We start from the raw sequence: 13,062 nt of genomic DNA, 5'->3' as shown, positions 1-13,062 counted from the left end.
CGCCCTGTGCTCCAGGCAGGAATTCAGCACGATTGCAGCCGGAGCCCTCGTCACGGCGGCTGAATACGACGTGCCAGCTTCCGGCCCATTGCCTGGGCCGGGGCTTCGATGTAACGGTAGGTCAGCACGCACAGCGGCAGCAGCACGGCGTAGAACGCCACTGCGAGCACGAGATTGTCCTGCCGCCACCGGCCGATCGTTCCGTCACTCACCGCCAGTAGCACCGGATGCACCAAGTAGACCGAGTAGCTGATCGTTCCCAGTCCGACCAGCCAGCGCGGTATCCGCCGTCGGCGCACTGTTAGTCCAACTCCGAAGGTGAACACGGCCAGGACAAACGCCACGATCCAGCCACGCCGTGTGAAATGGTCCCCGTCGCCATAGCTGTACGCGCTCCCCACGGCGCAGGCCACCACCGCGACGGCGGTGCAAGCCGCGTACCACCAGGTGTTCTGGCCGTGCTCAGCCCGGTAGACGGCAGTGCCGAGGAACATCACGGCGAGGATCACCAGGCTCTCCCACACGGGAACCGTGCCGTTGAAAGCCAGGGCGATCGCCAGCACCCCGCCCAACAGGCCCCCGAACACGCGAAGCGCGCGTCCTCTAGCACTCGCACAGCAGATGGCGACGACGATGATGATCGAAGCGAGCACGATCAGCGGGCCCGTGCCTATCCTCTCAGAGAGCACCGAGGTAGGCAGCGTGATCCCTGCCGCCACGCTCACGGCTGCGAGCACCGCCAGGGTGACGGCGACCGCTGCCGACCGCCGGTGAAGACGGACAGCGAACAGAGCAACAACCAGCAGGTAGAAGGACATCTCGTACGAGAGCGTCCACAGGACAAGAAGGAGATTGGGCGTCCCCAACAGTTCTTGGAACATGGTGACGTGGGCGAGGGCCACCGTGGCGATGTTCTGCTGACCGAAGTCTCGAATTTCCGCGATGCCCACCAAGCTGGCGGTAAGGACTGCAGTGACGACTGCTGCCCACAGCGGGTAGATGCGGAACACCCGTCCGATCCAGAAGGTCCGGACGCATCCCCGGCGCTCGAGTGACGCGGGGATGATGTAGCCGCTCACCAGGAAGAACACCATGATGCCGTACCGGCTGGTGTTGAACTCCGGCATCAGCTCCCGCCGGAACTCCGCCATGAATGAGTATGACGAGTGGTCGAACACCACGACGAGCGCCGCGATACCGCGTAACGCGTCCAGCCAGCCCAAGCGCGATGGACGGTACGGTGCGCCGGATGCCTGTAATTGTGACGATGCGGAGGGTAACTCCTCCAGCGCTGGGGGCTGGGTGGGGGGCGCGGGTTCCATACTCCTCTTCACGTACTGCCGCTCGGTGATGTTCAAGTACACGGCGGTCATCCTTCAGTGCCCCTTGGAGCCGATGATCTGGAGCAGTTGGAGCCGACGCTGATGAGGCCGCTGCTCCACCACGTCAGGGACACCGCATATGTCGTAGGACGCCTCCCGCGTACGCGTCGGCGCCGCTCCACGTGCCATGGCCTCCCTGCGCAACATGGCCACGGCGCTCTCTGGCTCGCCGACCATGCGAACTTCGCCGCTGGACTGCGCCTCATCCCCGCGACGCCAACCGTCCGCTGATCGCCCTCGGCATCACGTGATCAAACAGGACGCGTCACCTGAAGACGTGGCCATGCCACGGATCACCCGAACAGGAACTCTGTTCGGGTGATTAAGCCCGCCGAGCGGAAATCGGATGGCTTCTCAGTAACCTCCTCTGAGTACGCGTCAGCCATGTACCCAGCGCTGGTTAGTCGTTCCGTCGCAACGGAACTGAGCGGCCTGTGCGCCGGTCGCGGTGCTCGCTCCCGAAATGCCCAGGCATAGGCCGCTGTTTCGGTTCTTCAAGGTGAAGTAGTCCCCGTTGGGGCCCCAAATTCTTTCCCAGTCCTGATTGTGGTCGCCCGCGGGAATTGCCGTGATGGCCTCTGCACCGGCCGAAGTGCTGGCGCGGTTAATGCCGAGATTCAACAGTGACTCTTTGTTCTCGAAGGAGAGGTAATCGCCATCGAAGTATATTTCCCACCTCTGGATAAATGCGTTGCTTTCTGGCTGTTGGGTCACCTTGGCGCCGTTGGCAGCGCTCGTGGGCTGCAGAAACTTTCCAGACTTTACGTTCTTGATCCCACCGTCGGCGAGTAAGCGCGGCGTTGAGTCACTGCTCTGCGGTGACTGCGCGTGGGTGATTGCCGGACTGGCTACCGCCATCAGCACTCCCGCCAGAACCGCAGCGAATTTCGTGGTGGTTTTGCGCATGGTGCGCCTCCTTGCGTTGGTGTGCTTTGGTGTCACTGGCGGTACCTAATCAGACCGTCGGAAAATTCGGTAGATTACTTATCGGCCTGGACCGAAAATGCCTACTTGACGGGGCACGCTCGGGCGCGGGGTTGTCCTGCTGTCACCGGCCGATATGCCGTCAGTCACTGCCAGCAGTGCCGGATATACCAGGTAGAGCGAGTAGCTGATCTTCCGTTCGACGTTGACAGCAGCCCAAGCAGGTAAGCGCGGGCGGCAGCCCTGGGCTCAACTCGCCTGAATCGGCCCGCGATCCGGGCCATGACGTGGTCGAACAACGCCCGCCAGCGGGCAGGATCTACGCTATGGCTCGCGGCCACCGCACGATCTTCAGGAGTCCACACAACCCCCGCGGTGGCCTTACCGTTCACAGCCGGACCTGCACAAGATTGCGAAACCAGACTCGGTTCATGTGCGCCACGCAGCCCGTCCGGCTCAGTACAGCAGCGTGTGGCGGGACGGCGGCCACATGCGCCGGCCGAGGCCGGTGAGGGTGTCGCCGATCCGCACGGCGAACTCGCCGTCGCCACCGGCAAGGTGGCGTGGGGTGACCCAGCACACCGGGTCGGGCTGGAAGGGATGGCTGGGATGGTGCGGAGACAGAGGCGCCTCCAGAGGCTTCGGAATGGATCATTCGTCGTCGAGACAACTGGCTCCCGCCGCGGTGGGACCCTGGTGCCATGGCGACCGCAGCTCCGTGGGGAAACTGCTGGTCACCCAACGCGCGATGCGTGAGCGATGCGTGAGCGGACGGTGCGGCACAAGGTGGATTCAGCGGCAGGCACCGACCAGCCCGCAAGTCGCTGATCAGGGAAAACGGGATCCGGTGTGATCAGGCGGCACCAGCCGCCACGACCCCGCGAGCCCTCGTAATGCGTAGGTCTCGGGTTCGAATCCCGAAGGCGGCTCTATGGTGAACCCCGGGTCAAGCCTTTGACCTGGGGTTTATTGTTTCGGATGACCTTGAAATCGACCTGAATTGCACCTTTGGGGTCTGTGCATCGTAATGCGTGGGTCGGGGGTTTGGTTTCCGTGACCGCGTAGACCGCCTGAGCATCTGAGCTGGGCTTTTGCTCATCCGGCAGGGTCGGGTCAGGCATGCGCGGAGGGTTTCGGTGGACAACCGGTGGACAGGCGTGCGTGACGCTCCATCAGGGGGCTGTCGCTGCCCCGGGACCGACGGGTGAAATGCGACCATCTTCGATGGGGTGATCGGGAGTGGTGGGACTTTCCGATGCTGATAGGTCTCACGTCCGGCTCGGGCCCTGATGTTGATCAGGGCTGTGAACCCACTCAGTAGCCGATCGGGGCACGGCGTCAGGATCGGCGGCCGGTGGGCCGCACTGCTGCCTGTTGTTCCGTTGCGGCAGAGTGTTCCTGGCGTGTACGCGTTCAACATGGACCGGCGCGTGACCAGCGCAGAATGTGTGGGCACCTCCGGCTCCGGCCCCAGCTTCCACAGGAAATGTCACTACAAGCCGGACGACGCTCCCTTGTAAGGGGCATGCGGCTGACGGTTGACGGAGCAGGGAGACAAGCTGGCCGCACTGCGGCAGCTCCCCATGGCGAGGGGGCTGCCGACTGGAAAATCACCCAACGCCCGGCTACGTGCCGGAAACTGGCCGAACGTTGATCAACAGGGTGATCATGAAGCAGGGAGTTGTTGATGTACTCGTTCGCACATGTGTCCGCCGACGATCCGCTCTTCGGTTCGATCGGCATCGAACTGGACCATGAGAACGGGGCTTTGGTTGTCGACGGCGGTGGCCTTCCGCGGGCCGAGATGACGCGGGCTGCCGGTACACCGCTGGAGAGCCATGTGCCGATCGGTACGCGCGACCCGCAGTACCTGATCATGACGGTCGACGACACGGCCGTGACCCTGCGCCCTGCCAAGGGTTTCCTGACCCGCCGGTCCTACCGCGTGGACGTCGGGTCCGAGGAGACGGGATCCGGGCACCGGTTGGTGCCCGATTCCCTTGGCAGCAGCCGCCTGTTACGGGATGGCGTGCTCATCGGTGCCTTCACGTCGACCGGAGACGGGGTGGTGACGGCCGAATGGGAGCCGGACGCCGACCCGGAGCCCCGCGACGCGGCCATCGGATACGCGCTCGCCGCGGCCTTCGGCACCGGAGCCGAGCCGATGTGGAAGTTGACCCTTGAGGCTGTGCTCGCCATGTGGCCATAGGAGTGAAGGCGTCGCTCATCCCTCCGGCGGCGGCAGCAGGCGCGAGCAGGTCGAGCGGGCGACGAAGGCGATGCCGTCGTAGTCCTGCACCGGCACCAGCGGCGCCACATGGAAGCGGTAGAAGAATCGCGGCACATTGGCACCGAAGCCGCGCTGGGCATGTGGGGTGTGCAGCCACTGAGCGGCCTCGGGTGAGGTACCGGCGGCTCGCAGGTCGGTGTAGTAGTCATCGAGGACGCTGTTGGCGAGACGTGCCTCGATGGACCGGAATCCCGTGCCGATGTGGTGCCGAACCGGAGAGCCCTGGAAATCGTCACCGCGCCGTGCGAGGAAGGAGCCCTTACCGAAGAGCAGGGCCAGCGCGTAGTAGGCGTCGCCGTAACGTTCGCGGAGCCCGCCGCCGAGCGCGGGCACGTCCTCGCCGTATGTGCTCTTCGCGATGTGTCCGTTGTGCGCCCAGAGCATGACCCGCGCCTCGGGGTTGTCGTCCACGAGCCGTGCTACGGCCTCGGCCATGTAGCGGTCGCGTACGGCGAATACGCTGTCCGTGCCGGAGCGCGGGTCCGGGGAACGGGTCACCAGATCGGCGGCACGCACGAGGATCCGTGCGTGTTCCAGGGTTTCGTCGATGCCGTCCGCCGGTTCCGATGTCTCGTCCGCGGTGTGCCGGGACAACTTCTCGCGGAGGCTCTCCAGGAAGTCGACGAGAGCTTCGGCGCGGCGCATGAGCGTTTGTCGAGGGTCGGGCTGGGACGCCGGTCGAGCTTGCTTCAGCACATCGAGTTCGCGTATCTCCTCCATCCGCTCGGGTGCGACCCGCTGGAGGAAGGCGGCGACTGCCTCGACCGAGTCGGTGCTGCGCTGGGGGTCTGTGCCGACGAAACGGACCCGCCGTTCCACGGGGAGAGCGCGGTTGTGCTCGCGCAGCCACTCGACGAGGTCGAACATCTCCTGTGTGCGCCAGGTCCAGAATCCCAGCCTGGCGACGAGCCGCGCTGGGTCGCCGATGCCGTGTCGCACGTACGCGTCCAGGGCGTGGGCGGCGGACTCGCTGGCCTCCATGGCGAGGACGCCGAATCCCGCCTCTCGCACCAGGAACTCGATGATTCGGTGCTTCAGCCGGAAGAACTCGCTGGTCCCGTGGGTGGATTCGCCGAGACCGACGATCCGCACACCGCGCAGGATGTCGCGGAGCGGTTCGAGGTCGTCGGCGGGAGCGCCCGGTGTCAGCGTGCTGAGCGGTCTGGCGTGCTCGGTCAGCCAGCGCGCGATGTCGTCGGGCACTCGGTGTCTCTTCTCGTCGGGCGGCTGGGTGGCGCATGGCGGGTCCGGGATGCCCTACCGGATCGGGTTACCGTTCTCCAGGCCCCGGCACGAGGCGAGGATGTCCTGGAGATCTTGCACGGCCTCCGGTTGGCCATGTTCGGAATACACGCCGGCGAGGTTGAGGACAACTTCGTCCACCCCGGCCCGGCCGTATTCGGCCAGTTGTACGGCGACTTCCTCGGGCGTGCCGTGCACGAAGGTGCCCGAGTCGACCAGAGCACGGGCGCCGAGGTTCGGTCGGCTGTGGTGCACGCGCAGGCCTGCCCGGCGCAGCATGTCGGCGTAGTGCGGGCCGGCGAGGTGGGCGCGGGCCGCCGTGTAGGCGAGCCGATACGCGTTGCGGTGAGGGCGGTCGACGGCGGCGTGCACGACCGTGACCATGCGCGGCACCGGCCGACCGGCCTCGGCCGCCCCTTTCGCCATGGCAGGCAGCAGCGTGTCGCGCACGTAACCGGGCGGAGTCATCCAACTGATCGCCGTGTCCGCCACCCGGCCGGCGGCGCGCGCGAGGGCGGGCCGGAGCACGCCGAGCCCGGTCTCCACGTACGGGTGCGGCATTCCCGGCAGGCTGACGGCGCCACCGTCGTCACCGGTCGGCTGTGTCTGCTCGGTGTCCAGCAGACGGCGGACCTCCCCGAGGTAGGCGACGCAGGCGTCACGCGGGCTGTCGTACGGCTTCCCGTGTAGCCCGGCGACGAAGTCCGGCGTCGCCGGCCCCAGGCCCAAAACCATGCGGTGTCCGGTGAGCATGGCCAGGGAGCGGGACTGGATCGCGGCGTCCATGGGGTGGCGAAGCGGCATCAGGACGACGCTGGTCCCGACCGGTACGCGGTATCCCATTCCGGCGAGGTAGGCGAACACCTGGTGGGTGTCCGCGCTCAGGGACTGGCCCTGCCACAGGCGGGCGGCCCACCCGTCGCGGACGAACTCGGCGAAAGGAACCACCGATCGGGGGTCCGTCGGCATGACGGGGTACAGGACGGACACACGCATCGCTTGACCTCTAGGGGGACACGGCTTCGGTCAGGTAACCCGAAGCCTGGAGACGGAAGAGACGGGCGTAGACACCGTCGGCCCGGACGAGGTCCTGGTGCACGCCGTGCTCGATCACCTTGCCGTTCTCCACCACGACGATGTGGTCCGCCATCCGGACGGTGGAGAAGCGGTGGGCTATGACGAGGGATGTGGCGCCGCGGGCGATTTCCTTCAGCCGGGTGAAGATCTCCGCTTCCGCTTCGGCGTCGATGGCGGCTGTGGGCTCGTCCAGGACGACGACCGGCGCGCGTCGCATGAAGGCCCGGCTCAGCGCCATCTTCTGCCATTGACCGCCGGAGAGCTGGTGGCCGTCCTCGAAGTGGCGTCCGAGCATGGTGTCGTACGTCTGCGGCAGCGACTCGACGATGCCCTCGGCCCCGGCCGCACGTGCCGCCTCGGCGACGCGTTCCGTGTCGTGACGAGCCTCCACCCGGCCGAAGCCGATGTTGTCGCGCACCGGCAGCTCGTAGCGGATGAAGTCCTGGAAAATGACGCCCATGTGACGCTGCAGGTCGTCGATGTCGTACTCCTCGATGGGCACGTCGTCGACGAGGATCTGGCCGCCGCTCGGCTCGTACAGGCGAGTGAGGAGTTTGACGAGCGTGGTTTTGCCGGCGCCGTTCTGCCCCACCAGGGCGACGCACCGGCCTGCGGGGATGGTGAAACTGACACCGTCCAGGACAACGCGATCGGTTCCGGGGTAGACGAAGCGCACGTCGCGGAACTCGATGCCCTTGCGGAGCTTGTCGGGGAACGCCTTGGTGCCTCCCTTGAGTTGACGTTCGGGCAGCGCGAAGAAGTCGAAGAGGTTGCCGAGGAACAGGCTGTCCTTGTACAAGGCGGCGATGCCCAGCAGCATGGCGTGCGCGGACACCTGGATCGATCCGACGGCCTGGAGGTAGCCCGCGAGCTGACCTATCCGGCCGGCGTCGATGGTGGTGCGGATGGCCCACAACACGGCACCCGACGAGGCGGCGACGCTGAGAAACCCGAGGGCGCCACCGAGCAGGGACTGGCGGCGGGCCAGGCGCCGGTCAGTGTCGAAGAAGGTTCGCACGAGGCGGGTGTAGAGGTCCAGGAGATGTGGGCCCAGTTGGAAGAGCCGTATTTCCTTGTACGAATGGTCGCTGGTTGTGAGGTGCTGGTAGTAGTAAAGGCGGCGTCGGTCTGAAGCCCGCTCGTACTCGATCTCGTAGCCCTTGTGGCTGAAGAACATGTACGAGATCACCGATGGGACGGGCGAGAACAGGATTGCGAGGGCGATCCAGGGGCTCCAGGAGAACAGCACCACGCTGACGGTCACCAGGGTGACCAAATCCCGCGCAACCTCCAGGAGTTGGGTGAACAGCTGGTAGACGCGGCCGCCGCTGCTCTCCTGGAAGGCGCGCTGCATGTTGTCGTAGACCGCCGCGTCTTCGTACTGCTGCAGATCGAGCATCGTGCCCTTGCGCATCACCCACTCGCCCACGCGCGCGGTGAGTTCAAGTCGCAGGAGCGAGTCGAGGTATTGCAGGCAGGTGCCCAGCAGGTGGCTGGCGAGGCTCACCGCCATCAGGAGGCCACCCGAGAGGAGGGCGGACCGCCCAGCGTCGGCATCACCGGCGACGGCGTCGGCCACGCTCTGCACCGCGGAAGCGACGAGCCCGATCTGGGCGGCCGGGACGAGGGCGAGAAGCACTGACACGGCCGCGAAGCCCGATACCCGCAAGGGACTGAGTCCCCAGAACAGGGCGGTGACACGGAGCCAGATCATCGTTCCTCCCTGGCCGCTGCGGCGGCGCGGCCGCGGATGGCGCGCAGTACGTGCGCCCACAGGGCGTGGCTGCGTGCCTCCCGGTCCAGGTCTATGGGCAACAGGCGGTTGATCTGCATGTGGGCCAGACTCGCGAGAATCCCGTCCTCCGATCCGAGGAGTACGCCGTCCCGGTCCGCCTGGCGTACGGTCTCGGCCGTCCGCCGGGCGGCGGACGCCTGGTCCGCGAAGATCTCCTGGAGCAACAGCCGGTGGCTCCTGCCCTCCTCGTGTGGGGCGCGGTCCCAGGGGCTGAGAAGCTCGCACAGGTAGGCGCGGTGCGCGTGGAACAGCTGCCGGGTGTCACGAACATGGACATCGTCCTGGTCGACGGTGTGCCCCGTGCGCAGGGACGGTCGGCCACCCCACTGCGTGTACAGCGTGTCCAGGGCGGCGACGGCGAGGAACTCGGGTCTGATGTCGAGCCGTCGAGCCAGCAGCGACGCCGTGGTCTCGCTGCCGGCCTGGAACATCAGCTCAGCAGCGTCGAAGACCTCCGGGCCGCCGTAGCGGGCGATCTCCGGTGCGTAGCCGGCCAGTTCGATGTCCCTGGCGAGCCCCTGACCGACCAGGCTCCGGCCCCATGCCGTTACGAGGGTCAGCGTGCGGGCGGCGTCCGTCCCCCGTACCCGCAGTCGCAGGTGGGGGAAGGGGTCGGCGTAACGGATGTAGAACCAGCGGTCGAGCAGGCCCTGTCGCCGCAGTTCGGAGACGAGGTCGCGCAGCGGGCCAGCGATGATCTCATCCTGCCGCTCGGGTGCCGCGTAGACCTTGAGGAAGGTCCACTCGCCGCCCGGTAGATGGCGTTTCACGGGGACTTCCCGTCTGCCGCGCGGCAGGGAGCGGCGGGTGGCGCACACGGCATCTCGGAGCACGACCGGTATGACGACCTCGGCCGCGTAGCGGTCGCCGACGGTGTCCTGGAGCCACATGCCGTCGAACGACGGCAGCATCTCGTGGAGGACGAGGGTGCGCTGCTTGTCCAATTCCTCGCGGAGTTCGACTCGGCAGGCGGAGTGGTCGAGGTCCAGCAACAGCCGCTGGTCGGCTTCGACGAGGTAGACGTGGCGGGGTACGCGCCACCGCTCCCGCCAGCCGTCGAGGTTGTCGGCGGTGCCTGCGGTGAGCCTCCACTGCGCGGGGCGCAGAACCACCCTACCGCGGGTCACCCGTGGCAGGAACGGAGCCGCCTCCGCCGGCCCCCAGTGGAATCCGGTCGGCTGGATGCAGCCGTCCTGAGACACCTCGATGAGGAAGCGCGCGACATTAGGCGCGAGGGTCGGGCTGAGCATGTGGTGCTGGGCGACCACGATCTCCCGGTCCAACCGCCGGGACCACAGGTAAAACCGGTCGTCGGCGACACCCACGAGGATGTCGTCCAGCGGGACGACCCGGTCCGGGGCCACCGACGGCGTCGTGTTGACGGGAATCTCGTACGGCCGGATGGCGGGGCGCAGCGTCACATTGGCCGCCCGGCCGTACGGCGGCAGGAACGCCAGGTCCGCGTAGGCAACATCGGGGAAGAGCGCCTCCTCGCGCCGCGCATAGTCGCGCAGCCGGTCCCCGGCGGCCTCACCGAGCAGGTCGCCGAAGCGTCCGAAGGTGCGTCCACCGTAGGCGAGGCTGTCGGATCGCAGGACCGCCCGCCACTCGCCCCGGTCGAGGGCCTCGCGGTCCGAGGCGTCGATCTGGACGTACGCCTCCAGCGCGGGTGGCGGGTCCCCCGGCCCGGGGCGGGCCGGGGCGAGCCGGTCCAGCCAGGCGTCGGTCAGCTCGACCTCGACGGCCCGGTCCCACCACGCCTGCTGGGCGAACTCGACGAGCGCGCCGTCCAGCCGGGAGGTGTCCTCGGCGGGCGCGGGAGGCAGCGCGATGCTGCGGGGCGGATTGGTGTAGGTGGGCGGTGCATCCAGCCCGGTGTCGGGATTGAGCAGGTTGAGGACCGGTACGCGCGTCCCGGCGCCGTAGCGCTCGGCGAACTCCTCGCGGTAGCGGGTCAGCGGGGTGCGCGTGCCATGGGCCGCGCTGAGCCGGACCAGGACGCCCACGGCTTCGGCGACCTCGTGCGCGATCGACTCGTTCAGGACCGGATCGCGCAGGTCCAGTGCGGTGTCGGCCTGGTATGTCCGGTCCGTGTGCTCGGGGACCAGGTCGCGCTGGGCGACCGACAGCCGCCGCAGCGACTCGGTGTCGTGGACACGGTCGGCCAGGTCGGCCACCGCACGCAGCTGTTCGGCGGCGGCGGTGGCGGCCGGGACGCCGGTGAGTTTCTTCAGGACGTGCAGCTCAGGGCGTTCCGCGGTCTGCGGGGGCCGCAGGTCGCCGGTGAGGAAGCCGAGGTCCCACAACTGGCGGACCAGCCCTTCGACGGACTCCGGCGACACATCCGGGAAGGCGGTCGACAGTTCGGCCGTGAGTTGCTCGTAGGGGACAGGTGTGGCGGCCGTCCGCATGACCAGGTCCACGGCGGGGGTGGCCCGGACGCGCACCGTGCGTGCGTCGTGTCGGCCGTACTTGTCGGCCTGCGGCAGGACGACGCGGTCGCCGGCGAGATGGGCCATGGGGTTGAGGACGAAGTGGAGTTGGCGCAGCAGGGCGGGGTCCGTCTCCAGCCGCTCGATCAGGGCGAGCAGCCAGCCCATGTCGGCGCGCACGCGGACTCGGTGTTCCTGGGGCCGGCCGAGTCGGGCTTCCGAGCCGGGTCCGAACGTTCCCATCGCCACGCCGGAGAACGCGCCGAAGGGCGTGGGCCGGGTCGCCATGCGCGTCGCGTACCTCAGCAGCCGGGAGTGCAGCCGCCGGGTGCGCTTCTCGCTCAGGCTGTCGAGCCGGTCGAGACCGCCGGTCAGATCCTCGCTCGCGATGAGCAGAGCGCGGGCGATGTCGGGACGGCCGGCGAGGTCGACCAGGGCCTGCGGGGTGCGGGCGGGGTCGGCCATGATGTCGAGATAGGTGTCCACGGGCAGAACGGGGGAGCGGAGGAGGAAGAACCCGGCGGGCTCGTACAGGGACATGGCCGTCACCGGGCGAGGAAGATTCGGAACCAGTGGGGTCGCTCCTCGCCGACGGCGGCGAGCAGGGTGAGGGCGACGCCGGTGGCCCCGGTGAGAAGCCCCGGGTCGTCGACGGCCTGTCCGGGGCGAGGCACGTCCGTGAAGCCGAGCGGGCGGTCCGGATCGTGTCGGTCGAGCAACTGCCCGACCAGCTCCGGCAGCCGGTCACGGGCGGTCGTGCTCCAGGGCGCGAACTCCAGGGCGAGCATGACGAGTCCGGCGAGGCCGTGGCAGAGAGTGGGTGAGAGCGGTGCGAGATGTCGCGCACGGGTCAGTGCGGCGTCGAAGGCCGCGACGGCAGTGGCGTGCAGTTCCTCGTCCGCGGTGGCCGTGGCTATGGTCAGGAGCGCGCCGGCGATGCCCGCGCTGCCGTAGCACCAGGCGACCCGGTCGTGTCCACACTCGGAGGTGACCTCCTGCCCGTGCTCGTCGACGGGCGTGCCGTCGCCCCACACGGGGCCGTGCTCGTCGACAGCGGCCTGGGCCCGGATCCATCGGGTGAGGGTGGCGACGGCCTCCAGGTGGCCCGGGCGGCGGTGGCCCGCCTCCCAGGCGGCGGCGAGCGCGGCGGCCACCCCCGGAACTCCGTGCGACAGACCTAGGTTGAGGTAGCCGTGCGGGTACTTGGCGTGGTAATCGCCGACAGGCGGGTAGTGCGCCGGGGTGATGAGCCAGCGGTACGGTGTGCCCGCGGTCTCGGCAGGTTGGCTGAGCCAGATCAGGTAGTCGACGAGTGCGTCGGCGGCCTCGGAGATCCGGTCGGTCGGCTCGGTGAGGGAGCTGAGCTGGACGAGGGTGCCGGCCGCTCCGGTCACGAGGTCGTAGTCCAGGTCGCTGACGGCCCGCTCGGTCTGTCGCGGTGGTGCGGCGAGGATCTGGTCGGCGAGTTGTTCATACAGCCGGTCCAGGCTGGGGCGGAAGCGGGGCTCGTCGCGGGTGATGTCCGCGAGCGCGAGGGCGAGGCCGCTGGTTCCGGCGAACAGACCATGGTGTTCGAGGGGTTCGACCTGGGTGGACAGAACCGCCTCGCGCATGTGATCGAAGGCCGTGTCGAGGTTGCCCATGCCCGCCCGCGCGGCGTAGAGGTGCAGGAGCGCCGTACCCGCCTGCCCGTGGGCGACACTGGGCGGGTACCAGCCGCCGGACGTGTCGCTCTGTTCGGCGGCGAGCAACGCCAGGTCGTCGACCTGCGCCGTGGTCGACGTCTGTGCGACGACGTGCTGGACGGCCGTCCGGACGCGGTGCACGAGTCCGGGGTCGGCCGCGCCGATCCTGGTCCCCGTACCGTGGTGGGCGAGTTGCATGGTCTGTCCCTGTCTGTTCGGCGTGTCTCTCGGGCTC

Annotated in this window: 10 protein-coding genes; 1 reads left to right on the top strand and 9 read right to left on the bottom strand. The window is 68.0% G+C overall.

Annotation, left to right across the window (positions count from 1 at the left end; all coding sequences use genetic code 11):
- Nucleotides 1–50: 50 nt before the first annotated feature.
- The 4 genes from STRIP9103_RS33045 to STRIP9103_RS52885 form a co-directional block, all read right to left on the bottom strand.
- Nucleotides 51–1,373, bottom strand: a complete 1,323-nt coding sequence (locus tag STRIP9103_RS33045; RefSeq protein ID WP_009327749.1) for an acyltransferase family protein — start codon at nt 1,371–1,373, stop codon at nt 51–53.
- 3 nt (nt 1,374–1,376) lie between these two features.
- Entirely contained in the window at nt 1,377–1,511 is a 135-nt protein-coding gene (locus STRIP9103_RS52890) for a hypothetical protein (protein ID WP_009327745.1), read from the bottom strand.
- Between the two features lie 249 nt (nt 1,512–1,760).
- A complete protein-coding gene (locus STRIP9103_RS47375; protein WP_078614132.1) occupies nt 1,761–2,288 on the bottom strand; it encodes an RICIN domain-containing protein in 528 nt (175 codons plus the stop codon).
- Nucleotides 2,289–2,762: 474 nt separating this feature from the next.
- Nucleotides 2,763–2,888, bottom strand: coding sequence for a hypothetical protein (locus tag STRIP9103_RS52885; protein WP_267950642.1), 126 nt, complete (start codon nt 2,886–2,888; stop codon nt 2,763–2,765).
- A gap of 1,105 nt (nt 2,889–3,993) precedes the next feature.
- Between STRIP9103_RS52885 and STRIP9103_RS33035 the strand changes: the two genes are divergently transcribed.
- Nucleotides 3,994–4,515 (top strand): hypothetical protein, encoded by a 522-nt coding sequence (locus tag STRIP9103_RS33035; protein ID WP_048821427.1) that lies wholly within the window; start codon nt 3,994–3,996, stop codon nt 4,513–4,515.
- A 15-nt stretch (nt 4,516–4,530) separates the two neighbouring features.
- On the opposite strand, the gene STRIP9103_RS33030 is transcribed toward STRIP9103_RS33035, so the two are convergent.
- The 5 genes from STRIP9103_RS33030 to STRIP9103_RS33010 all read right to left on the bottom strand — a co-directional run.
- Nucleotides 4,531–5,799 carry an erythromycin esterase family protein gene (locus STRIP9103_RS33030; protein ID WP_009327751.1) on the bottom strand — a complete coding sequence of 423 codons (1,269 nt, stop codon included), beginning with the start codon at nt 5,797–5,799 and terminating at the stop codon, nt 4,531–4,533.
- 54 nt (nt 5,800–5,853) lie between these two features.
- A complete protein-coding gene (locus STRIP9103_RS33025) occupies nt 5,854–6,834 on the bottom strand; it encodes an LLM class flavin-dependent oxidoreductase (RefSeq protein ID WP_048821426.1) in 981 nt (326 codons plus the stop codon).
- A gap of 10 nt (nt 6,835–6,844) precedes the next feature.
- On the bottom strand, nt 6,845–8,629 hold the full coding sequence (locus STRIP9103_RS52160) for an ABC transporter ATP-binding protein (protein ID WP_009327755.1): 1,785 nt from the start codon (nt 8,627–8,629) through the stop codon (nt 6,845–6,847).
- Entirely contained in the window at nt 8,626–11,682 is a 3,057-nt protein-coding gene (locus STRIP9103_RS33015; protein WP_009327746.1) for a lantibiotic dehydratase, read from the bottom strand. Before STRIP9103_RS33015 ends, STRIP9103_RS52160 begins: the two co-directional genes overlap by 4 nt.
- A 5-nt stretch (nt 11,683–11,687) precedes the next feature.
- Nucleotides 11,688–13,062 (bottom strand): lanthionine synthetase C family protein (locus STRIP9103_RS33010; protein WP_324605708.1); only part of this gene is annotated, 1,375 nt, incomplete at its 5' end.

The sequence above is a fragment of the Streptomyces ipomoeae 91-03 genome, from assembly GCF_000317595.1.
Classification (GTDB): Bacteria; Actinomycetota; Actinomycetes; order Streptomycetales; family Streptomycetaceae; genus Streptomyces; species Streptomyces ipomoeae.
This window is presented reverse-complemented; position numbering and strand designations above follow the sequence as displayed.

What these genes read in the sequence shown, in the direction of transcription:
- STRIP9103_RS47375 (WP_078614132.1), bottom strand. Translation starts at nt 2,288, where the DNA reads ATGCGCAAAACCACCACGAAATTCGCTGCGGTTCTGGCGGGAGTGCTG.
- STRIP9103_RS52890 (WP_009327745.1), bottom strand. Translation starts at nt 1,511, where the DNA reads ATGGCACGTGGAGCGGCGCCGACGCGTACGCGGGAGGCGTCCTACGAC.
- STRIP9103_RS33025 (WP_048821426.1), bottom strand. Translation starts at nt 6,834, where the DNA reads ATGCGTGTGTCCGTCCTGTACCCCGTCATGCCGACGGACCCCCGATCG.
- STRIP9103_RS52160 (WP_009327755.1), bottom strand. Translation starts at nt 8,629, where the DNA reads ATGATCTGGCTCCGTGTCACCGCCCTGTTCTGGGGACTCAGTCCCTTG.
- STRIP9103_RS33015 (WP_009327746.1), bottom strand. Translation starts at nt 11,682, where the DNA reads ATGTCCCTGTACGAGCCCGCCGGGTTCTTCCTCCTCCGCTCCCCCGTT.
- STRIP9103_RS33045 (WP_009327749.1), bottom strand. Translation starts at nt 1,373, where the DNA reads ATGACCGCCGTGTACTTGAACATCACCGAGCGGCAGTACGTGAAGAGG.
- STRIP9103_RS33035 (WP_048821427.1), top strand. Translation starts at nt 3,994, where the DNA reads ATGTACTCGTTCGCACATGTGTCCGCCGACGATCCGCTCTTCGGTTCG.